At 57.5% G+C, this 22,949-nt stretch carries 18 protein-coding genes and 1 pseudogene; 14 read left to right on the top strand and 5 right to left on the bottom strand.

From position 1 onward, the window contains the following. Nucleotides 1–109: 109 nt before the first annotated feature. Genes QWY84_RS06285 through QWY84_RS06265 form a run of 5 tightly spaced genes read left to right on the top strand, consistent with a single transcriptional unit; the run spans nucleotide 110 to nucleotide 6,194 of the window. Complete coding sequence (locus tag QWY84_RS06285) at nucleotides 110–1,642, top strand: exosortase C-terminal domain/associated protein EpsI (RefSeq protein WP_290201610.1); 1,533 nt, start codon at nucleotides 110–112, stop codon at nucleotides 1,640–1,642. Next, nucleotides 1,632–2,720 carry a GNAT family N-acetyltransferase gene (locus tag QWY84_RS06280; RefSeq protein WP_290201609.1) on the top strand — a complete coding sequence of 363 codons (1,089 nt, stop codon included), beginning with the start codon at nucleotides 1,632–1,634 and terminating at the stop codon, nucleotides 2,718–2,720. The genes QWY84_RS06285 and QWY84_RS06280 overlap by 11 nt, the downstream gene beginning before the upstream one ends. Nucleotides 2,721–2,765: 45 nt before the next feature. After that, nucleotides 2,766–3,911, top strand: coding sequence for a glycosyltransferase family 2 protein (locus tag QWY84_RS06275; RefSeq protein ID WP_290201608.1), 1,146 nt, complete (start codon nucleotides 2,766–2,768; stop codon nucleotides 3,909–3,911). Further along, a complete protein-coding gene (locus tag QWY84_RS06270; protein WP_290201607.1) occupies nucleotides 3,890–5,056 on the top strand; it encodes a DegT/DnrJ/EryC1/StrS family aminotransferase in 1,167 nt (388 codons plus the stop codon). Before QWY84_RS06275 ends, QWY84_RS06270 begins: the two co-directional genes overlap by 22 nt. After that, a complete protein-coding gene (locus QWY84_RS06265) occupies nucleotides 5,049–6,194 on the top strand; it encodes a glycosyltransferase (RefSeq protein WP_290201605.1) in 1,146 nt (381 codons plus the stop codon). The genes QWY84_RS06270 and QWY84_RS06265 overlap by 8 nt, the downstream gene beginning before the upstream one ends. Before the next feature lie 10 nt (nucleotides 6,195–6,204). Here the strand turns inward: QWY84_RS06265 and QWY84_RS06260 are convergent, their stop codons facing one another. Continuing rightward, the gene (locus QWY84_RS06260; RefSeq protein ID WP_290201604.1) at nucleotides 6,205–6,849 is read right to left on the bottom strand and encodes an arsenate-mycothiol transferase ArsC; all 645 of its coding nucleotides are present in this window, start codon (nucleotides 6,847–6,849) and stop codon (nucleotides 6,205–6,207) included. Nucleotides 6,850–6,894: 45 nt separating this feature from the next. On the opposite strand from QWY84_RS06260, the gene QWY84_RS06255 reads away from it, so the two are divergent. From QWY84_RS06255 to QWY84_RS06240, 4 genes are all read left to right on the top strand, one after another. Beyond that, nucleotides 6,895–8,055, top strand: a complete 1,161-nt coding sequence (locus QWY84_RS06255; RefSeq protein ID WP_290201602.1) for a carboxylate--amine ligase — start codon at nucleotides 6,895–6,897, stop codon at nucleotides 8,053–8,055. A 31-nt stretch (nucleotides 8,056–8,086) separates the two neighbouring features. After that, nucleotides 8,087–9,367, top strand: coding sequence for a glycosyltransferase family 4 protein (locus QWY84_RS06250; RefSeq protein ID WP_290201601.1), 1,281 nt, complete (start codon nucleotides 8,087–8,089; stop codon nucleotides 9,365–9,367). 22 nt (nucleotides 9,368–9,389) lie between these two features. Then, entirely contained in the window at nucleotides 9,390–10,757 is a 1,368-nt protein-coding gene (locus tag QWY84_RS06245) for a phenylacetate--CoA ligase family protein (protein ID WP_290201599.1), read from the top strand. Between the two features lie 149 nt (nucleotides 10,758–10,906). Continuing rightward, the gene (locus QWY84_RS06240) at nucleotides 10,907–12,568 is read left to right on the top strand and encodes an asparagine synthetase B family protein (protein ID WP_290201598.1); all 1,662 of its coding nucleotides are present in this window, start codon (nucleotides 10,907–10,909) and stop codon (nucleotides 12,566–12,568) included. On the opposite strand, the gene QWY84_RS06235 is transcribed toward QWY84_RS06240, so the two are convergent. Both QWY84_RS06235 and QWY84_RS06230 read right to left on the bottom strand, forming a co-directional pair. Next, nucleotides 12,548–13,474, bottom strand: a complete 927-nt coding sequence (locus QWY84_RS06235; RefSeq protein WP_290201596.1) for a sugar-transfer associated ATP-grasp domain-containing protein — start codon at nucleotides 13,472–13,474, stop codon at nucleotides 12,548–12,550. The genes QWY84_RS06240 and QWY84_RS06235 overlap by 21 nt on opposite strands. 733 nt (nucleotides 13,475–14,207) lie before the next feature. Continuing rightward, entirely contained in the window at nucleotides 14,208–15,431 is a 1,224-nt protein-coding gene (locus QWY84_RS06230) for a glycosyltransferase family 4 protein (protein WP_290201594.1), read from the bottom strand. 427 nt (nucleotides 15,432–15,858) lie between these two features. Between QWY84_RS06230 and QWY84_RS06225 the strand changes: the two genes are divergently transcribed. The 3 genes from QWY84_RS06225 to QWY84_RS06215 all read left to right on the top strand — a co-directional run bounded on the left by QWY84_RS06225 (nucleotide 15,859) and on the right by QWY84_RS06215 (nucleotide 19,225). After that, nucleotides 15,859–17,100, top strand: a complete 1,242-nt coding sequence (locus tag QWY84_RS06225) for an O-antigen ligase family protein (protein WP_290201592.1) — start codon at nucleotides 15,859–15,861, stop codon at nucleotides 17,098–17,100. Nucleotides 17,101–17,409: 309 nt separating this feature from the next. Continuing rightward, nucleotides 17,410–18,354, top strand: coding sequence for a sugar-transfer associated ATP-grasp domain-containing protein (locus QWY84_RS06220; RefSeq protein WP_290201591.1), 945 nt, complete (start codon nucleotides 17,410–17,412; stop codon nucleotides 18,352–18,354). A 67-nt stretch (nucleotides 18,355–18,421) separates the two neighbouring features. Next, a complete protein-coding gene (locus tag QWY84_RS06215) occupies nucleotides 18,422–19,225 on the top strand; it encodes a glycosyltransferase (RefSeq protein WP_290201590.1) in 804 nt (267 codons plus the stop codon). Nucleotides 19,226–19,571: 346 nt separating this feature from the next. On the opposite strand, the gene QWY84_RS06210 is transcribed toward QWY84_RS06215, so the two are convergent. Continuing rightward, complete coding sequence (locus QWY84_RS06210; RefSeq protein WP_290201589.1) at nucleotides 19,572–20,375, bottom strand: FkbM family methyltransferase; 804 nt, start codon at nucleotides 20,373–20,375, stop codon at nucleotides 19,572–19,574. A gap of 377 nt (nucleotides 20,376–20,752) precedes the next feature. On the opposite strand from QWY84_RS06210, the gene QWY84_RS06205 reads away from it, so the two are divergent. After that, entirely contained in the window at nucleotides 20,753–21,040 is a 288-nt protein-coding gene (locus QWY84_RS06205; RefSeq protein WP_290201588.1) for a hypothetical protein, read from the top strand. A 307-nt stretch (nucleotides 21,041–21,347) separates the two neighbouring features. Further along, nucleotides 21,348–21,665, top strand: a pseudogene (locus tag QWY84_RS06200) (transposase); the annotation flags it as partial. Between the two features lie 43 nt (nucleotides 21,666–21,708). Here the strand turns inward: QWY84_RS06200 and QWY84_RS06195 are convergent. Then, nucleotides 21,709–22,926 carry an IS256 family transposase gene (locus QWY84_RS06195; protein WP_290201587.1) on the bottom strand — a complete coding sequence of 406 codons (1,218 nt, stop codon included), beginning with the start codon at nucleotides 22,924–22,926 and terminating at the stop codon, nucleotides 21,709–21,711. Nucleotides 22,927–22,949: the final 23 nt, after the last annotated feature.

Here is a 22,949-nt window from a genome sequence, read left to right as displayed (position 1 = left end):
GCTCCAATGGATCACCGTCATTCGATGAAATCGCCATTATCGCGAGCGGTGTAAAATAATGACGTGGGATGCAAGAAACCACACATGAACTAACCGGACAATACCGGCCATGGCCACAACCCAGACCTCAATCCGCCAGCCCCTCCTCCGCGCCGACGTCGCCGTTGCGATAGCCGCGCTTGCCTTGGTGACGCTGGTGTTCTGGGAGCCGGTCAGTGCCCTGCGTAACCGATGGCTCTTATTTGATCAAGCCTACTCCCACGGTTTCTTCGTTTTCGGGCTATCCTTGTTCCTGCTCTACCGCGTATTCCGTGATCGGCGATTCGGCCTCAACCCCAGTGTCCTCGGCGTCTTGTTGGCAGCGCTCACCTCGCTTTCCATCACCCTCGCAAACGTTGTCAATGTCCAGATTCTTCAACAGCTCGGTGTGGTTTTCCTCTGGTGGGCCGTCATCGTTGCACTCCTAGGCTGGCGCGCAGGCTGGCACCTGGCATTGCCGATCGGGTTCATCTACTATGCCATCCCGGTCTGGAACGTCCTCACCGAACCCTTGGTTTACGCCGCTGTAGAAGTCAATCAGTTCCTATTGGGTTTTCGTGGCATTCATTTCCGGGTGGATGGAGCCTTCATTCACCTCCTGGATGTGGGGATATTCGAAGTAGGTGACGCCTGCTCGGGGCTGCGATACCTGGTTATCGCACTCACGTTGGCCACACTGTTCAGCGCCTTGAACTTCACACGCGTCCGGGAGTGGCTGATCCTGCACGCCACCGCGATTGCGATGGGGCTCTTGGTCAACTGGGTGCGGATCTTCGTCATCATTCTCGTGGGCTACGAGACAGAAATGCAGAGTGGCCTTGTCGACAACCACGAATTGTTCGGCTGGATTCTGTTCGTGGTGGTACTAGTGCCGTTTTTCTTCATTGCGAATCGGCTGATGCATCGCTCGCCGGTGCAGTCCCCCATCTCTGATCCGACAGCCAACGCACGCCGCTCAAGCAACCCGCTTGGGCGCTCGGCCATCGTCAGCGCCCTGCTCGTGTTTGTCGTCGCGGGACCGATGACCTACCTCGGTGTGTCCGCGCAGCCAGCATCCGGAGACACCCGCATCAACCCCCCAGAATCCATCGGCGGCTGGAAACTGCACGACAATGTGCCACGAAGTGCCTGGCGCCCGCAGATGCATGGTGCAGATAGGACCGTGACGGCAACCTATACAAACGATGGAAACCATCTAGATCTCGGCATCTGGTACTACGCCACTCAAACCCAAGGCAGCGAACTCGTCCAGTACAACAATCGGCTCTATGACTCCGGCGAGTGGCGTGTCCGCGAGCACAGCAGCGAGGAAGTCAATGGAGGTGGATCCTGGGGTTTGATGGTACTTGAGCACCGGCACCGCAACCAATCCGTTGGCGTTGGTTATGGCTACGAGGTCGCCGACCACTGGACCCACAACCGGCTCATGGTGAAAGTGAACATGCTCCAAGGCGCCCTTACAGGACGGCAGGACGGAAGCCTAGTGACCCTGTCCATTCCATGCGCCGACGGAGACTGCCAGGACGCGCTGGCAACGCTACGCTCTCTACTGCGGAGCGACGCCCCGGCTGCCATCATTCAGAGCACACTGAATGCTGGTTAAACGACGAGGCGCATTACTTCGAGATCGGGCGACATTGAGATGGCTGAGCGCCGCAGAGCACGATCAAAGATTTCAGGTCGCACGTCGCAACGGCGAGGCGGTGCCGATCGATGCGGCCCTGTTTGCACCCGGCAGTTCCGGCGAAAGCGGATCCGATAACCTCTTGGCACTGACACTGGGGCCGGAGGGCGATGATGCCCAGCCCTGGCTGGCCCTGCGATCCTCCCGTAGCCGCCTGCTCCCTCTTTATTCCATCTGGCGTGTCCCTCGCTTCGGTCGTGGCCTGGAGTTGAACAAGGCCAAAGCCTGCCTTGAGGCGCTGGTTACAGCCAGTCACGAGTACCCTGTCTTGCGTTGTCGGCTACGACTGTTCGATTGGGATGCGAATCACCGCCAGCGGCTGCGCGAACTGGTCGTTCAAAAGGGCTTCTCACCGGCCAGGACTACCGAAAATTACACGAACACAACCCTCATTAACCTCGATTATCCGTGCGAGGAAGCCCTTTTCCTGAGCCTGGGGTCAACCGCACGGCGCGATGTCCGGCGGATCGAGAGGCGGGGCTTGACTGTCGCACCAATCTTCTCATCCGGCCTCTCGCCTGAGTTGGTCCGTATTGAAGCCGAAACGCGAAGGCGCACCCAAGGAACCTACCCAATACAGCATTGGGCGCGCTGGCTGGAGGCCGCAGCAGCCCATCCCGATGCCGTGCGAATCAGTGTGTTGATGGATCCGACTGCCGGGAACGCCATCCTGGCCTTTGCCCTCGGCGTCTCACACGGTGATCATGTGGAGTACCGGGCGGCCGCATCCACACGCCCGGACGGGAGGAGTATACCCTTGGGTTATGGGCCAATGTGGGATCTCATACGGTGGGCCTATCAGTCAGGGCACGTAATGTTCGATTTCGGCGGAATCACGCATGACCACTCGCCGATGGCCAACATAAGCGCATTCAAACAGCGCTTCAGTCGGAACGTCGTGCGCGTTGCCGAGGAGTTCGAGCTCGAGCCCCACCCGATTGCAGCAGGCGTCACGAGAGTTTTGGGGAGAAGCATCCGGCGTCTCACCCGCAATTGAAGCACGGAAAATCGTCCAACCCATAAAACGAAAGAATCTATCCGAATGCTGGAACTCCTTCTGAGTGCACTCCTTCTACTAGCGGTCTATAGCTACTTCGGCTACCCAGGCATCCTCCTGATCATGTCCAAAGGTGGCGGAAAACCGGTTAGAGACACCTCTGAAATTCCCAGTGACCTGCCCCGCGTCTCTCTGATTATCACAGCGCACAACGAAGAAAGGCGCATCGCAGCCAAACTGGATGAGTGTCTGCGCTGTGACTACCCGAAAGACCGCCTGGAGATCATTGTCGCGTCTGATACTTCGACGGACGCCACTGACACGATCGTAAGACAGTACCGGGAGCACGGCGTCAGACTCGTGCGGGCCGAAGAACGCCTGGGCAAAGAGAACGCTCAGTCACTTGCGATCTCAGCAGCCAACGGCAACATCCTGGTCTTCTCCGATGTGGGTACCACACTCCTGCCTGACGCAGTGACGAACATTGTGGCACCGTTTGCCGACCCGGAAGTCGGGGCCGTCTCCAGCGAGGACTCGTTTTTGACACAAGACGGCTCTATCGCCGGCGAAGGCCTGTATGTTCGCTACGAGATGTGGCTGCGGAGACTGGAATCCCGGGTTTTCAGCCTGGTCGGCTTGAGCGGGAGCTTTTTCGCGGTCCGCCGCGACGTCTGCACGGATTGGGATATCACCGTCCCGAGCGACTTCAATGTTGCGCTGAACGCGGTTGGCCATGGCCTGAAGGCCATCAGTTCGCCCCGGGCCCGCGGCTATTATCACGACGTCAAGGATCCGAAAGCCGAATATGGCCGCAAAGTCAGGACCGTTCTCCGTGGCATGGCAGCCCTTGCGAAGCGGTCAGACGTATTGAACCCTCGGCGATTCGGCCTTTTCTCCTGGCAGGTCTGGAGCCACAAGGTGGCGCGCTGGGCAACACCGTGGTTCCTGGCCCTCCTTTTCATCGTCAGTGCAATCGCCGGGAACACAAGCGGATTCACGGCGATCCTGCTCGGTGGCCAGCTAATGTTCTACGGTGCGGCGCTTGTCGGTTACTTTGTTCCTGCCGCACAGTCGATTGCCGCCGTACGTATTGCCTTTTTCTTCTGCCAGGCGAACATCGCCATCATGCACGCGACGCTGCGCTACCTGAAAGGCGAGCGGGTTACGGTATGGAAGCCGACGCGACGGTGACCATGCGGCGGGCACTACGACCAGCGGGAGACCGCATCCGGCTGCAGCGCGACGGGGATAACTCCTGGTTGCCCGGAAGCAGGCGCCTCACTCTGTACGATTCCGGCACCAGCGCCCTCGCCGCGGCCCTCACCATCTTCGTGACTGGCGCCAAGAGGAACGTACCGGAAGTTCTGATGCCCGCTTACGCATGCCCGGATCTTCTCGCTGCCACGCAGCATGTCGGGGCCCGCACCCGCATGGTCGATTTGGAGTCGAACCGGCCCTGGATGGATCTGGCGGCACTGGAGGCATCGATTACCGACAGCACCGCCGCCGTTATCGCGGTGAACTTCCTCGGCATCCCCGAGCGCATCGAGCAACTGCGCGGCATCCTATCCCGCCATAATGTGCCACTGGTCTACGACTGCGCCCAGTCCTTCGTCGACGGCATCAGCACCACAGCGGACACAGTGGTCCTGAGCTTCGGCCGCGGCAAGCCGGTCAGCCTGCTCGGAGGCGGTGCAGTGCTGCGGACACGGGAGGCGCCGCCAACCGTCGCGCCGTCCCCCGACAACTCGGCTGAGTGGACATTCCGGCTCAAGGCGAGGCTCTACAATCTGCTGGCCCATCCGCACCTGTACTGGATCCCGCAGGCCATGCCCTGGCTGGAGTTGGGCGCCACACGGTACGAGCCCCTCAGCCACATCCACGGGGCGCCCCCCTGGCTCGGGGCCTACATCAATGCCAACACCCACGGGCAGCGGCAGCCCGCACCGGAGATGCAAAAGCGGCTCCACGCGTTCCTGGGTAGCCTTGGTAATACCCACTACCTGGATCTCCCCACGCTCTGTGGTACGCCACCGGAACAACGCCTGCTGCGCTACCCGGTGCTTTGCAGTACTCCCGAGCTGAGAGAGAGAACCGTCGCCCACATGCAGAAGGCGGGGCTCGGGGCGTCCGTCCTCTATGCCCGACCACTGCCGGAGATCGAAGGCGTGAGCGAAGACATGTTTAGCGGGAACCCAGAGGTACCCAACGCCCGCTCTTTCGGGCAGCGCCTTCTCACCCTACCAACCCACGAGGATGTCGCGCCGGCGGATGTGGACGCAATGAAGCGGATCATGGCCCGGCTAACACGGGAACAGGACACCAGCGATGGATGACCGCCCCTCCAGCACAAGCGGGCAGGAGATCCGCTGCCTACACCTGGCCTCCGGGGATCTGTGGGCCGGCGCCGAGGTACAGATCTACAATCTCCTCGTGCGGCTGCAGCGGATGGACGGCATCCGACCCCATGCCGTATTACTCAACGACGGGGAGCTCGCGGAACGGCTCCGTGCGGCCGGGGTGCAGATCACGGTACTGGACGAGCGGCGCCTGTCGGGGTGGCGCATTTTCCGGGAGCTTGTGGCGATTATCCGGCGGGAACGGGTCGGGATTGTTCACACTCATCGACTCAAGGAGCATATTCTCGGTGGCGTCGCGGCCCGAATCTGCGGCGCTATTTCCCTGCGCACGGTACACGGCCGCAGCGAGCACAGAATTCGTCGCTGGGATGCCCGACGATACATGCTACGTACTGCGGACCGAATGACCGCCCGTTACCTGCAGCGAGACATCGTCGCTGTCAGCGAGGTGCTCGGCGACGAGCTGCGAGGCACGTTTCCGCGACGGAAGGTCACGGTGATTCCGAACGGAATCGATCTGGCCACCGCCACGGACTTGGCAACTCGTCCGGAATCCGTGGCACTTCAAGATCGCGCGATGGATATTGCCGTGGTGGGTCGCCTTGTACCGGTGAAACGCATTGATCTGGTCATCGACATAGCGAGAACCCTATCACTCCAGGCACCGGGCAAATTCCGCTTTGTCATCTATGGCGACGGCCCCCTTCGGGAAATACTCGAGGCGCGGGTACGGGACGAGTTGCCCGAGGGCATGCTGGTATTCCGCGGCTTCAGCACAAACCTGCTCTCTGAGCTCAATCGGCACGATGCCCTGCTAATCGCCTCCGATCACGAAGGGTTACCAACCAACCTCTTGGAAGCTTTGGCCCTCGGAAAACCCGTCATTGCACGTTGCGTGGGCGAAATTCCTTTAGTGCTCGGAGATGCGTTTGCCGAGCTATGCATTAATGGCGACTGTCCGGCCACCTTTGCTGCGAAACTCATCGACCTCAGGGAGCGATTGATCGCCGGCGCCTTTTCACCCGAGTCCCTGCGTGCGCGCGCTGAGCTCTACGACGCCGACGTTTGTGCCGAAAGGCACCGACAGATATATGAAGCGAGAAAGAACGGCTGAAGTGCCATCATCAGGATGCCTGCAAACGCGACATTTTCATGCGGTGGCAGACATCCTCCAGAGCAATGTCAATGAACCCATAGCAGCGTTCAAAGACTTCCGGAGAGGCGCCGAATGGATCCGGTAAATAGGGAATGTGCAGACCACCCCAAAGTCCCAGGAGGGTGACCTGGCTCCCCACCTCCCTGGAGATGTTCCGAACCGCGGACGCATAGGCGGGCGTCATCGCAATCAATAAATCCGCAGGGTCAAACGCGACATCCTCGGCCCGCCGCGTCAGGGCTGTCTCCATGTTAACTCCACGCCGTGCGGCGATCGCCAGCGCCGTGTCATCCACTCTCAGGCCACTGGTCGCATGCAGCCCGAACGAGGTTGAATCCACTCCAAGCAAGCTCGCCCGATACTCCGCGTAGGGGCTACGACAGACGTTGCCGGAACACACGAACACCACTCGAGCAACCCGGCCCCAATCAACGTCCCAATAGTCCCGATAGCCACCGAGCATCCACCACAACGTCGCGCGAGAGACACGGGCGCGCTTACGCCAGCTACCGCTTGAGCTGAGTTCGATCATCCGCTGGAAAGCAGCGCTGGTTCTAGTCATCGGTGTTTGGTTTCGCCATACTGCCGCCGAGTTAAAGAATCTACCACCCATGCCCAGTCGCTTCCCAGTTCTTACTGATCTTACCGAGGCACACGGATGCACGAGATACTGGTCCTTGACGCCAACGAGCGAAGCGCCCTTGCGGTTACCCGCTCCCTGGGGAAGCTCGGGCACAGGGTCATCGCCGCCGATACCGGATCAGCGAGCCTGGCAGGTGCATCACGATTCGCAACGCGCCGGCTGGCGTACCCCGACCCCTATAGCTCGCCATCCGCTTTCATCGATTTCGTTGTGGCCATCGTCGACAAGGGGGATGCGGATGTCATCATTCCCTGCACGGAAGTGACCACGTATCTGTTGTGTCAAGCCTCGCAGCAATTGCAAAACGTCCACCACTACTTACCGACGTTCCCGGCATTTGAAGAACTGTCGGACAAGGGCCGCCTTTTTGCTCGAGCCTCGCACGCCAACCTCACGATTCCTGAAACGGTCTGGATGGAGCCGGGCTCTGATCCGCTCTCGGATGCTCGCAATCTCGGCTTTCCCGTAGTCATGAAGCCGTATCGCTCGAGGATACTGGACGGCAATGGCTGGCTGACCACCAGCGTGAAGGTTGCGGACTCAGAGAAATCCTTGACGCGAATTCATCAGCAATCGGAGAGTTTTCGCCGTTTCCCCTGGCTGCTGCAACAATTCATTCCCGGCCACGGGGCCGGAGTATTCTCCTTTCACGTACCGGGAGAGGAAACGCGGTATTTCTCGCACACGCGCATCCGAGAGCGCCCTCCCGGAGGGGGAGTCAGTGTATTATCGGAGAGTGCGCCGGTCCCTGAGGATATGGTAGGAATAGCGACGCGGCTTCTGGATGTGGAGGGTTGGCGCGGCCCGGCCATGGTAGAGTTCCGGGTGGACCGGCACGGCACCGCGTATCTCATGGAAGTCAACCCTCGACTTTGGGGGTCACTGCAGCTTGCGGTTGACGCGGGATTCGACGTCCCCCGCATGCTCCTTGAAGGCGCGGTTCAGGGTAGACCCAAATGCACCGGCGAGTACGAACCCGGTCATCGGCTGCGCTGGCTGCTTGGCGATCTTGATCGTCTGTACATGGTATTTCGGAGCAAGGACCACACCTTAAACGAAAAGGCCCGGGACGCACTCCAGTTCCTGAATCCCGGCTGGCCCCGTACCCGCTACGAGGTGAATCGCCTTGGCGACCTGGGGCCCTTCTGGCATGAACTACGGCACTATCTAGGCTGAATTCAAACAATGGACCAACGGACGGCTTTCGATGAGTGAGCTTTCAGGACAGGTTGCCGCCGAGGCTGTCGACAGATCAAATGCGATTCCGCGACGTCGCATACTGTGGCTATCGCATCTGCTTAACTGGCCGCCGCGCGGAGGCGTTCAGCAACGCTCCTATTACCTAATGAGGGAGCTTGCGCGCTACCATGATGTTGAAATCATTGCATTCCGTCAGCGTGCCCAGCAACCCGACGATGCCAGCCGGCAGCAGGCTATTGACGCTCTGAAGGAGTTTGCAACGGTGAGGGAGGTCGTCGACCTACCCGAAGACACGACCTTTGGCGGCCGGAAACGAATGGCGCTGCGCTCCCTACTCCCTGGCGCACCCTACACGATTCGATGGGGAACAGCAGAAGGGTATGCCCGTGCGGTACAGGATTCGGTTGCGGAGTTTCAGCCCCAGGTGGTTCACTTCGACACGATCAGCCTTGCACCCTACCTGGCGGAGGTTGGAAACCTGCCCGCCATGCTCAACCACCACAACATCGAGTCGCAAATGATGCTGCGGCGCGCGGAGAATGAATCAAATCCGGCCAAGCGGCTTTATTTTCTGCAGGAGGGCCGACGCCTCGCAAACTACGAGCGCCGGGTGGCCAAACGCTTTCATGTGCATCTCACTTGCTCCGAACTGGACTCGCGACGGCTCATCGAGACGGTTGGCGACGTTGCTACTCAGGTAATCCCCAATGGGGTGGATCTGGATTACTTCCGTCCCGCGGAGGAGGACATCGCGGTCCGGCCGGATAGTCTGGTATTCGTCGGAGGGCTCACCTGGTACCCCAACATCGATGCCATGAAATTCTTTCTCAACGAGGTCTGGCCTTTGCTCAAGCAGCACCGCCCGGGAGCACACCTCTCCATTATCGGACGCCGTCCGAAACGATCGCCGGCAATGCTGCAGGGCATTGCCGACGTGGACATTGTCGGATTCGTCGAGGACATTCGGCCGCTTGTGCACACGAGCGCTGTCTACGTCTGCCCGATTCGAGACGGTGGAGGCACCAAGCTCAAGGTGCTTGACGCCATGGCCATGGGCAAGGCAATCGTCGCCCACCCTGTTGCCTGTGAAGGCCTCGACCTTGAAGACGGCAAGCAGGTACTCATGGCACATGACCCTCAGGATTTCGCCAGCAAGGCCGCGAGCTTGCTGGCCGACCCAGTACGACGACAGGAGTTGCAGCAAGCCGCCTACGCGCACGTCTCCGCGAACTTCAGTTTCAAGGAAATCGGGGAACGGTTGGCACGCACCGCAAGCGCCGCCCAATGACCAGGAGCCGAAGAATCCCTCCATGCGGAAGTTGATACTCAACGCGGCCCTGCGTGTGCGCGGCCTCAGGGTTCACACCCATCTGGCCCGGGCAAAGCAGAACCAGAACCTGCAAGGGCCAGACCTTGCCGATCACCAGCGTCAGCGACTGGCACATGTAGTGCGTGCCGGAGCCACCCACTCGGACACGTACGCGAGGACCCTCCCATCCGCTACGTTCGCGGAAGATATCGAGAACGACCCAGCAGCACTTGCCAGTCACCCGGTCCTGGACAAGCAACGCCTCGCGGAACTACACCCCGAGATCCTCGCATATACGCACGCGCATCGCATCGCGACCATCGAAAAGCACACCAGCGGTTCCACGGGCCGTCCACTACGCATTCTCAAGGATCGCGCCGGCGTCGCAGCCGAGTTGGCGGCAACTTGGCGGGCCTATGGCTGGCTTGGAGTCCGGCTTGGGGATCGGGGCGTCCGCGTTTGGGGCCGTGCCCTGTCCAGGCAACAGCAGCTCATGGGACGGGTGAAACAGGCTGTGTTCAATACGATCCCGATCAACGCGTTCGATGTAACCGAGAAGACCTTGGCCGCCCGCGTTCGGCGGATCATCCACTGTAATCCGCGCTACATGTACGGCTACACCTCCGCGATTGTGACGCTTGCCCGGTTCATGACCCAGCATGGTATCAGCGGGCCTGATAACCTCATTGCAATCATCACCACTGCAGAGCCAATGAGTCCACAGGAGAGAGAGGCGATTACCCAGGGGTTCGGGGTGGCACCCAGTGACGAATACGGGGCCAGCGAAGTGGGCTCCATTGCCCATGAGTGTACCGCCGGCCGTCGGCACATCATGGCAGACCACCTATTGCTCGAGATTCTGCATGAGGACGGTCGCATCACCCCGGAAGGCACCGGGGAGCTTCTGGTGTCGGATCTCACCAACACGATCACACCTGTCGTCCGGTACCGGTTGGGAGACTTCGCGACGATCCAGCTACAACCTCATTGTTCATGCGGGTTGGCCTTTCCCGTGATAACGGATATCCACGGCCGAGTCGAGGATGCCGTCGTCACCCCCGATGACACCCGCCACCACCCAGCGCGCGTGTGTTACATCGTTGATGAGCTATTGACTGGCCACGTAGCAGTCGAGAAATACCAAGTTGTCCAAACCGCCACCGACGCCCTTGAGATCCACCTTGTCACCACGGATTCCCCGGCCAGAACCACCCTTGAGCAGCGTGCGCAAGATGCATTTCGCCGCCATTTGCATCCGCGGATGCGGGTATCTGTCGTGTTTCGCGACGACATCCCTCGTGAATCGTCCGGCAAGTATCGTCTGATCAAGAATAGCTGCCAGTCTCCACAATCCAGCCGTGCCAGTTGAGTGAGGCGTAAATGTCCGGATTTCTGCTTGTCGTTAGTGCAGCTTCTCATGACGATCGTCCACCGGCGCCTTTACTCCGGAACGACTACCGGGTGGTCCACGCTCCCATCGGGCATCTATTCCTGTTCGGTCCCAACAGCACACTGATCATGCAGAACGAACAGGGCGTACTCGCTCACCATGGTGAGTGGTTATCACCCCAGGAGCGATCAGCCCTCAAGGATCTCGACGCCCAGCCGGGTGCCGGGTGGAAAACCCACCGCGGTAGCGTCATCCGAATTGACGGGCTCAGTCACGCCGTGCATTTGGCCACCGATCTGGTTGGCTCATTCCCTATCTACTACTCCCTGAACAGTGCTGGAGATCGTTTCGTCGCCGGTTCCCACTTTGCCGAAGTTCGCGCCCAAACCGACACGGAAATGGATCCAATTGGCTGTTACGAATTCCTCACAAAGGGTTTTACCGTCGGCGCGCGAACCATCGCGAACGGAGTTCACCAGCTAACGATGCAGGAAACGCTTACGGTTTCCATCAAGGGAGACACAATCGACGTACACGCCCGATCGCACCCCGACCTGTGGACTTCGGAAAGCAGTGCGACCCCCAGTGAGACCCATGATCGGCTGACAGACCTCTGGCTTTCGGAAACCGCGTTACTGGACCATACCCAGTTGATGATGTCTGCGGGCTGGGATTCTCGAGTGCTACTCGCCGGAATCGTTGCAAACAGACTCGAGGATTCCTTGATCGCCTATTCGCATGGGGATGTCGACGGCCGGGAACTGCGAATCGCCGGCCGTCTGTGTGAGGCCGTACACGCAAAGCACACCAAGGCGCCACTGGCACGCGAGCTTTTTGCCCCGGACATGGCCCACCGCATCCTCGCCGAGGTCGACACCTATATCTTCCCGTACTGGTGGCAAGCCGCCTCCGTTGGCCTTGAGAACCACCACGCTCACAAGATAACCGGTGGGTTGTACGGTCCTATCCTCGGAGGCCACAACAACGTACCCGACAAGGGAAGCAACTCCCATCGGTTGCTGGCTCTCGCACGTTACCTCGCCGGCGGCTCCCACCCCGCCAACGGGAACCTCGATGCAACAGTGGCCGCCGCGCGAGAACTGATCGTCCCACACAAGTACCACTGGCAATGGTGCGTTGCAGACGACGTTCACGAACACCAGGCGCCATGGATGCTTCAAGCGGTTCAGGCCGATATGGAAGAATGCATTCACGCCTATTCCCGCACGGGAATCCGCACCGTTGAGAACATCGTCGAAGCCTTCGAAGTGGACCACCGCCTGCGACAGTACATCAATGGCCAGCTTCTGTCCGGCTCGGCCCACCTACCCGCAAGAAACCCGTTCACGAACCCGGAGACCCTGCGCCTCGCGGCCGCCCAGCCGTTATCCAGCAAGGTCCACAACATTCTTCACCAGGCAATCATCAAACGCATCGCTCCCCAACTGCTCCGCCATCCCATGGCCGCTACCCTGATCCCGGCGAGCGCCCCTATTTCCCTGCAGGAGGTGACACGGATACAAAGAATCCTTTTTGAGGGAGTCGCTGCCCGCGCCCACACGATGTCCAAAGGAACCATCAAGAAACCACGGCTCGGCTGGCCAGCGTTCGGGTTCCTCAAGAACCACCAACCGTTTCACGACCTCGTGGACTCGCTCCAGTTACCGATATGGGACAAGGACCGTATGCATCGCACGATATATGCCGCCCACGGAAACTTGCATCCCATATTCGACATGATTGCTAGATGTAAGACACTAGACTACCGATTAACCGCCGTTCATACTTAACCGGTCGTTGGCAATCTCATAGTAACTTGTTAATCCGAAGGGCTTGCCGCTTGCGGACTGCAGTAAATCCACGGCGGGATGATCATTTGCCTCCACCAGAACAGGCCCTTCATCCAATATAGCCACATCCCACCCTATAAAAGCATACTCCGAGAAGACCGAGTGTGCATCAACACACAGATCCAGAACTTCCCTCCAAAAAGGAACAACAGTTCCTTTAACCACCTGTCCGTTCCACAACTCCCCAGATGAGCGCAACCTCTGATTTCGTGTCGATACAACCCCGCCAAGCACTCCAGATTCAACGTCTACAGACGCGCCACCACCGCCAGCATTAACGTTATCGACAATGCTATCCTTAAGCCCAAGACGCAAAAACGCTTGAAAAGGAACCGTTTTTCCTGTTGAGTCCATCCCAGTCAGTACGCGAATCGTACATAAGCACGTCGGCGAAAAGGACCTTATCGCTTCATGATTAATAAGTCTTGGCTGAACAATATGCCTCCCTTTGTCAATGGTTTTTCTCTTAACATACTCGATCAGTTGCCTGCTTGTGAGCAGACCTTCCTCTGTTTCGAATCTCCCATCCTCTTTCCGTGAGCATAGAATTATACCCTCACCCTTCTGACCTTCGCATGGCTTGCATACGACGTCATAGGCCAGGGAATCAGATGATCCACATAGGTCCGAACTCGGCCAATAAGCTTCCCCATTAATCGCATGAACAAAGATCGGAATACTCGGAATTCCATTATGTTTACAAACCAAGAAAAACTCAAATTTATCCAGCAGCTTTTTCCGCCCAACATTACTATTTATTGCATTGACCAAATAAGCCTTTTCTTGGTTCGTTGCGACAAACCTCGCATAGGCTCTATTGTTAACAAGATCATCATAGTACTTCATATACTCAGATGGAGGAAGACTATACCAAACTGCAGCCAACCACTGCTCTCGGACTAAGCGAAGAAAGAATACTGAAAACACTCTCCCATGGCTTCTTGCCTCTTCCACGCAACGCATCAATGCTATAAATGGCCACGCTAGCCCAAAAAGCACTTTCGCAACTCTTCTCATAGTAGACGCTTCCTGTAGAATTGCCTCCCGAGAAAGAACCCATCGAACTTGATCGATCGAGTCCCTCCTACGTTTAAAATACAGGTAAAGCGGAAAAGGTGATCGTTCCATTACAATAGAATCCTCTCAAATATCCCCGAATCAGTGATCCTTAAAGCGCGCGACTCCGATTTCCCGCTGCGGCCTCGAAAAACGAAGGCAGGCCAAAACTCTATGATTTCAAAGGGAGAATACCAAACGGAAAACTATTCTTACCTCTGAAAATTCAGAAAAGAAAACTAAGTATGACGCAGTGCCGGAATCCCTCCAAGATCCGTTTATGTGGGCAACATTCACGAAAGGAAGCGTTTTTCAAGAGCGAAGCTATCGCTGTTCGACCTATCACCCAAGGCAATTCGCGCAAGTGACGCAAGACGCGTCTCAGTGGTGAGGCCCTCTTCCGCTGAGGTGCGAAATCCTGAACATTGCAGGACGACGCCTGCATACCGCACAGTCCGATCATCGCCGAAGTTATGGCAAACGGCACGGAAAGCGTCCTGAGATCCAAACGCAAAAGCACCTCTCACAAAGGCACAACGGCGCTAGCCCGATAATCTGTAAGGAATGTTCCAACCTTCTGCGACAACTCGGCTTTCGCCCGTTCCAGACTAAAGAGCTGGTCCGCGCTTTCCCGCGCAGCACGGCCGAGGCGGCTCCGTTCCTCCGGGTCGTGCACTACACTCGTTAGAGCTTGGACAAGGGCGTCTTCATCACCGTCGGCCACGACCAGTCCAGACCGTCCGTCCGTGACGGCTTCACGGTTGCCTGAATTGTCCGGGACGATCGTCGCTAAACCGGCACTCATGAACTCGAGGATGGCCAAGGAGAAAGCCTCTCCCCTTGATGCATGCACCGCAATATCGGCACCTGTCAGCAGCACTCGGACATCCTCACGCCGCCCGGCGAAGATGAAATGCTCACTAATGCCCAATGATGCCGCCAGGGAGCGCATCTCCTCGAGCTGCGGGCCGTCCCCGCAATGGACAAAGTACACGGTGCCAGTGGGCGTGGTTGTCAGCACACGCGCTGCAGCACGCACGATCAGGTCGACTCGCTTGTATGCACTTACCCGACCGGAAGAAATAACGATCAGGGCTTGAGCCGGAATCCCGAAAGCCTCCTTCACGCAGCTTGGCTGCCGCTCCCTCTCGCCGATGGGCCTGATGCCGTTGCAAACATACGTACAACGCTCGGGCGGTAAACAGACGCGATCGATGAAACGATCGTGGATGAATCGCGACACACCTATGTAGAGATCACACGTCCATAACGGCAGCCGATGCAATCCCGACTTGACCATGCGCTTGGCGAAACCTGGCCGAACTCTGTCACCCGGCGTATGGTCATGCATGATGATGCTCTCGACACCCCATAGACGCAGTCGCGCATAAAGCAGACTTCTGTAAGGCCGGTCCGTGAAGTACACGGCCTTGACATGCTCCGAGACGATAAAGCGTTTCAGCGCCGCACGATGGTTCGCCTGAGAGCGGACCACCAGTTCGCGAACCTCCAGTGGTGCCTCGCGCAGTCGGGGCGGAATCTCCGCAATCTTCGGAAACGCAACGATCGTGCGCCAGCCACGTTCATACGCGGTCCGGGCGAGGGACGCCCAGTATTCCTCCATCAGCCACCAAGCATAGCCGACATCGGAAGGATAGTTGGCAACCAGCAATAGCGTTGGAGGCTGGTCCTTATCAAGTCGTGCCTTGCCGAACATGTGTACTTTATCCGCGTTGTTGTTTTCCATGCGACGCAGCGCACACTGTACACTCTGCAATAGGCGCGGGACATGCTACCGTGTCAACCAGCGTCGTCGCCGATCAGAACTCGCCGGGGAGCGCCCGAGAGGCGTTGGGGAATACCGCTTGAGGCAAGCGATTGCGAGCAGATCCGTATATGCAGATGCCCGGTCCGCCGAAGCGTGACTTATACCATAGCGCAGTGAAACGATGAGCAGCAGTGGCATGCCGGCGAACCGGGCACCTCACACCAATCCGGGCGCACCAGCCGAGCAGCAAACCTCGGCTGCAGCCATGTCCGAACGGGAGCGACGGCAGGCGTACGGCTTGCGGGTCCGCTACCTGGCGAGGACATTCTTCCAGCAACACCCCGCATTCATACTCCTATGCTTCTGCTATTTCTTGGAGTATGTACGGCCTCAGGGCATATACCCTGTGATCGACGTGCTCCCGTATGGTGAACTTTCTCTCGGACTAACCGGCCTGTTCCTCATCGCCGACCGGGAGCGCTACCACCCTCGGAACGTCCTGGTGTTCGCGATCTACGGGTTCTTGCTGCTCACCTTCTTTTCGATGATCTATGCCATCGACCCGCAGATGGCCTCGCGCCGAGGCCAAGCTTACCTGAACTGGCTCATCCTGTTTTTCCTGACTGTTTCGCTGGTAAACAATGAGCGGCGCTTTATTCTTTTCCTGTTCCTGTACCTCCTATGGAATTTCAAGATGTCCTTTTTCGGGGCACGGATATTCGCCAGCGGGGGGTTCTCGTTTTCCGGCTGGGGCCTGTCGGGTCCCCAGGGATGGTTCCAGAACTCTGGTGAGTTCGGCCTCCAGATGGCGATTGTCTGTGTTCTGACCATTTGTATGTACGTCGGCCTACGTCCGTACCTGGATGGCTGGCGCAAATGGGCGTTCCTCTCCGTACCCGTCACGGCCTTCATCAGCACGCTGGGCTCACTGAACCGAGGGGACTATCTAGCGCTCGGCGCGGGCCTTATCTGGATTGGCATGTTTGCAAAAGGGAAACGAGTCTTGGCCGGGCTGCTGGTCCTAACCTTCCTTGGGGGCGCGTGGTGGCTCATGCCCGATAGTATGGTTGAGCGATTCGATGTGGTAGGCGACGACTATACGTCCTACACGAGAGAGACGCGCTGGTGGGCAGGTTACGAGATCTTCAAGGAAAACCCGGTGCTCGGAGTGGGCACCGGCTCTTGGGTGCCGTATTACAGCATGAACTTCCCGAGGGAGATCGGCCGTGAGGGGTGGGGGCTGCCTCACAATTCCTTCATCGAAGTTATCGGTGAGCATGGCAGCTTCGGACTTCTCTTTTTCTTTCTCATATTCGCGGGCATGTTCCTCCTTAACCGACGAACGCGAAAGCTGGCACTCGCAACCAATGACCCCGTCTACCTCTGGATCAGTCGCGGCCTTGACGCTGCCACTGTCGCCTTCCTGGTTGGCGGCAATTTGATGTCGGTGTTCTTCTATCCATATGTATGGGTGCACGCCGGCATGATTGTTGCGCTTAATGCAGCGGCCCAAAGACGTCATTCAGCGTTACGGGCTCGGACGGCACCCAAATCAAACATGCGAGGCAACAGCGAGGCACGTCGTCCGGTCCACCGGCCGCCTGGCACGCACTCGTTGCCAATCAAGACGACAGAGACTAAATCATGAACCTCGGTAGCAAGCCTTCATAACATGGAGCATACACCCTTCCCGCTCGCCGCCTTCAAGTGTCGCAAGCGCGACATCCGGCTTGCTTTCTGTCGCCTGACTTGGCGCAGAATGCGTGGCCCGCGTAGAAAACTAGGTTTCATTCTGGGCATCCTATACTGGCCCTTCCTCGCAGCATATCGGGCCATAGGTGTGACGAGGGAAAAGGGCCAATACGTCACGAAAGCGTATGGCATTCCACGGTACAAACAGTATCTCCACCAGTTATACCTGGCACTCATTCACGGCCGCCCTCCACACGTCTACTACATGTACGGCCTTTTCCGCCCCCGGCAGTGGCAACTCGCCCCTCGATACATCACCCCTCAGGAATTCCGGGGCATTGTTGAAGCCTTGACGCCCATTGGCGCCGATACCTCCTTGCAGGATAAGTTCGCCTTCGAAGCAGTATGCAAGCAATCCGGGTTGCCCTGCATTGAAACAATCATGGTGTTAGGATCAACGACCTTGGAGAATACGAGTCCGGATAACATGAAGGCCCATCGGCTCCAAGAGTGCGATCTATTCATCAAGCCCGTTTCCGCACGTAGCGGCTCCGGGACCGAGATGTGGTCTTGGACTACATCCGGATTTGTCAACCATCGGGGTGAAGTCCGGACATCACGCGAGTTGCTTGAGCACCTAGTACAGCGAAGCACAAGCCAGGCGATCCTCGTACAGCGTCGAATCAAAAACCACCGAACGATTTCCGAACACTTCGGTATCTCAGCGTTGTCTACGGTCCGTATCGTGACGACGCTCACTGACGCTGGTCAGCCAAATTTATTCCAGGCCCTTTTCAAGATGCCACGCAAACATTCTATCGTTGACAACCTGGGCGCTGGCGGTATCGGCTGCGGTGTTCAACTCGATACCGGAAGACTAGAAGCCGGACATGTCAAGGCAAACCATGAGTCATTGCATGAACACCCTGATACTGGGGCTTTGATCACTGGATTCGCCCTCCCGCAGTGGCAAGAAGTTCGCAGAACAGCCCTCGATGCACATCGCGCATTTTCCAATGTGGCGATCATCGGATGGGATATTGGCATTTCCGATAGCGGTCCGGTCATTATCGAAGGAAACCCCTTTCCTGCTGTTGAATCTCTTCAACAATCGCATGGCCCTCTTGAGGTTAATCCGAACTTTTGGCCCTTTATCCGAACAGCCGCAACCAACTCACAATCTGTTGAGAGCAACAACTATCTTGCCTGACCGGACGCCTCCACCGCTTGTCCCTGCAATGAAATCATTTCGATAAGAGTTTTTAGGACGGTCTACCATGACGGAAAAAAAAGCCATTACCACTATAACAATCGGTGCGAATTTCGAGAACATGGCTCTCTATACTCACCCATTACTAAAGGCCTATGCAGAAAGATGCGGAGCAGACTTTCTCGTTATAAACGAACGCCGAATGCACGAGCGTCTCAACCTAGCGAGTTATGAAAAATTTCAACTATATCAATACTTTGATGAATACGAGCGGATTGCTTTTATCGATACGGATATATTAATAGCTCCGGATGCGCCATCTGTATTCGATTTAACCCCGATCAACATGATAGGTGCTGCCACTGAGGAGTTATACTCCAAATCCCAGCGGGATAAAGAACTTACTCAAACCGAACTCGGCTGCGTGCAGTGGGATAACGTTTACTTCAACTCTGGCATGATGGTTCTGAGCAGAAATCAGAAAGAGTTGTTGAACCCTGACGCTGAGGGCTTGGAACACTGGGCTAAAGGAGATTTCCGAAAGCACTATAAGAATTTACTCAACGATCAGCCATTTATTAATCACAGGAGCAATAAGCTTGGATTCCGAGTTCATGATTTAACCCACCGATTTAACCACACTCGCGTTCTTACAGACACAAAAAATCGGTTCAATAGCTACTTTATCCATTATTCCGGACCAAGTGGTCACAGATACGGCAAAAAGCTTGAACAGATCAAGCTGGACGCGCAAGTTATGAATAGATCTTTTCTACTTTGGCTATCGAGGAACCTGCCCGCCTATCGATGGCTAGCAGACAGAATGCATCGGGCATTCCTGCACCATTTGGTGGATACGATTAAAAGGTGATGTCCAGCTACCGTGGACGAACAATTTAGTTGAACGCATAGTCGGGAACACCTTTCCGCGCTAAAGGCTCATTGGTTAGGTAGTCGGCCCTAAAAAACTCGCAACGTGTGCGATTCACGGAGATATTTCGCATCTCGTAGACGTAGATCGAGCACATACACCCGTTCCTAGAGGCGTTCGATTGGCGTTCGACCATGCCATAGAGTTCAGCCCATCGCAAACGCATGCGTACGGATTTCTCCATATGGACGTTTTACCTGAAACGATATGTGTGAGTCAAGCAGATGGAGTTACCGGACCGCTTACGTCCGCGGCAACATGGCTTCACTTTCCTAAATGTTAGTAATCAGGTATTTATTTTGAGACATAGTGTATCCTGATCACCTAGAAAACAAGAGTATCCTCTAACTTCGAGCGCCCATAAGCAGACGGCTAACTTATCCTCCGGCAGGTGCTTTGATTCGAAATTAATAACCGCCGGGCGAAGATCGTCATCAAGTGCCGAAAGGACAGCGACGTCATCGGCGCCTTCAATATCTATCTGGAGCACATCAGGATCACAGAAAGTTGGGTATCTCGCTAGGAGTTCGGAGAACGTAACGGTCTTGTAAGTATAGGCGTTAATCGCATCTTCCGGAGAATATTTATCCGTATCGAGATATTTTTTGAGCCACTCTATAACGTGTTGCTTGTGAGATGAGCAAACGCCTGTTGCCGCGCGTCCAGGTGGCCAGTCGCGTGCGTAGGGAACGTTAAGCTTTTCCCAGTACTCCGGTTTCACGGAATAAAAGGTTACATCATTTCCATTACCGACTGCAGATACAGAGATTTGGTAACATGGATGAGCTTTATAATTTTCTTGGAGCGCTTTTGCGACTCCCTCTTGAGGCTCCACTAAAAGGATACTCGTTTTTTCGCTGTGACGTGTAACGAAGCTATATAGTGGGTCATTTACTTTTCCTTCGTTCGCTCCTAACTGAATTATTTTTAGCATACCCTTCTGCGTTAATATGCCTAAAAATGCAGACTCCAGGCTAGGGGGCCACTTATTCTTCGAAGAAGGCTGATAGCAACCTCGATTTTTTGGTATTCTATAAATTTTTACTCCTGTTATTTTTTCAATGGCATTTAGTATTTTTCGCTTTATCATGATATTCCTCAGCAATATTGTACGCCAACGTAGTTTGCGGCCTGACGAATGACGAGTTAAGCGCGGTAGTAAGGTTACTATGGCCATCGAACGCTAAGGAAGCGCTTATATGGACTTCCCTGTTCCTGATTATGTACCTAGTCGGCCCTGAGAAACTCGCAACTCGCTGATATGGCGTAGGTTGCGGCATTTCTCGGCATTCTGAAATTGCCGGCTTTTGGTATCCTCGAGAGCAAAAACAAGCTCCTCTCCTGGCATACCCCGGAGGTCGAAGTCATCGGCAACGGCAAAGTGGCCAAGGCTTGGGAGATCGGCGTGAAGGTCTCGGTGGCGGTGGCTAACCAGGATGGCTTTCGTGGTCTGTCGGCTGCCGCTCCATGCCGAACAACCCCTTCGACGGCCACACCCTGGCCTGGACGCTGGAGCAGACCGAGATCCTGAGCGGTGTGGCACCCAAGCGCTGCTACGTCGATCGTGGCCACCAGGGAGCGGCAGTCCCCGGAGTGTGGATCTTCCGCTCCGGGCAAAAGCGCGGCGTGAACACCCGATCACTGAAGGGGGAGCTCAAACGCCGCAGCGCCGTCGAGGCGGTGATCGGGCACATGAGAACCGACGGCCGCATGGACCGCTGCCCACTGAGGGGTGCTCTGGGTGACTCTGGGTGATGCGCTCAACGCCATGTTGGTCGCCGCCGGACACAACGTTCGGTTACTGCTCCGAGCCATCGTGGCTCTTTTGCGTCAATTGCTCGGCCGGCTCCTGGTGGCCAACGGTGCCGGAATGCGTGATCGGGACTTCGGCCCCTCAATGCAGGCCGCCGCATGAAGAGTTATTCGGGACGGAGTAAGTAGTCGGTCCTGAAAAACTCCCAACCCACTGACGCGGCGTAGATTCCGGAGTTTTTCAGCATTCTGAAATTGCCGGTTTTTGGTATCATCAAGGCAGTTTCCCTGCAATAACGGACGGTGTTGGATGGGGCCTCGGGACGAGCGGCACACGCCACAGGACGATCTCTTCCGCAGTGAGCTGGCCAACCTGATCGACCCGCGTCACCCGCTGGTGAAGCTGGCCAATCGCATCGACTGGTCGGTGTTCGAGCGCGAGTGGAGCGAGCTCTTTGCCTCGCCAACCGGCCGACCCGCAGCGCCACCGCGGCTGATCGCAGGCTTGCTGTATTTGCAGCACCCCTACAACCTCTCCGATGAGGCCGTGGTCGAGCGCTGGGTGGAAAATTCCTACATGCAGCATTTCTGCGGCGAGAAATACTTCCAGCATGAGTTCCCGGTCAACTGTGTAAAAGGTCTTCATTGACCACCGCGGTCTCTTCCCTGATTCAGGCTACCTGCTCGTCGAGCTGGGCCAGGGCCTGCTCGGGGTCATCGGCGTCAGCCGGGGTGACCTGCTGCAGGCTGTCCAGGCTCATGTAGCGCCGCCCCGTGGCCCACTCCTCGGTCTGCTCGGTGAGCACCGCCCCGACCAGGCGGGTGACCGCCTCGTCGTTCGGGAAGATGCCCACGACATTGCTGCGGCGCTTGATCTCCTTGTTCACCCGCTCCAGCGGGTTGGTGGAGGAGATCTTCGACCACACCGCCGCCGGGTAGGCCATGTGGGCGAGCACGTCCTCTTCGGCAGCGTCCATCGCCTCAGCGACCCTGGGGAACTGCCCCCGGAGCTGATCGGCCACAGTGCGCCACTGCGCCCGTGCCTGGGCGTGGTCCTGCTGGGCGAACACGGTGCGCACCATCGCCGCGACCATGCTCTGGTGGCGCTTGGCGACGTAGGAGAGGATGTTGCGCATGAAGTGCACGCGGCAACGCTGCCAGCTCGCCTGGAGCACCTCGCCGACGGCGCGCTTGAGCCCCTGGTGGGCGTCGGAGATGACCAGCTCCACCCCCGTCAGCCCCTGGCCCAGGAGCTCGCGCAGGAACTGCTTCCAGAAGCCCTGGGTCTCGTTCGGGCCCACGCGCAGCCCCAGCACCTCCCGGCGGCCCTCGGTGTTCACGCCCACAGCGATCACACAGGCCTTGGAGACCACCCGGCCGTGCTCGCGGACCTTCACGTAGGTCGCATCGAGCCATAGAAACGGCCAGTGCCCCTCGATGGGCCGCTCGAGGAAGGCCTGTACCCGCTCGTCGATCGAGGCACACAGCCGCGAGACCTGCGATGAGGATATCCCCTCCATGCCGGCGGCCTTGACCAGCTCATCGACCGAGCGCGTCGACACGCCCTGGATATACGCCTCCTGGACGACACCCACCAGCGCCTGCTCGGTCGGCCGCCGCGGCTCCAGGAACGAGGGCAGGTAGTTGGCGTGGCGAAGCCGCGGGACCTGCAGTTCCATGCTCCCCACCCGGGTATCCCAGCGCCGGGTGCGGTAGCCGTTGCGCTGATCCGAGCGCTGCTCGCTTCGCTCATTGCGCTCGACCCCGTAGCGCTGGGTGACTTCCGCGTCCATGAGCTCGTGGACGACCTCGCGTACGAGCTCACGCAGAAAGTCCAAATCGCCACCCTTCTCAGCCATCTCCAGCAGTGCCATCCTGTTCTCGGTCATCGCGGGTTCTCCTTCGATTGGGT

The sequence above is a fragment of the Aquisalimonas lutea genome (genome assembly GCF_030409225.1).
Classification (GTDB): domain Bacteria; phylum Pseudomonadota; class Gammaproteobacteria; order Nitrococcales; family Aquisalimonadaceae; genus Aquisalimonas; species Aquisalimonas lutea.
This window is presented reverse-complemented; position numbering and strand designations above follow the sequence as displayed.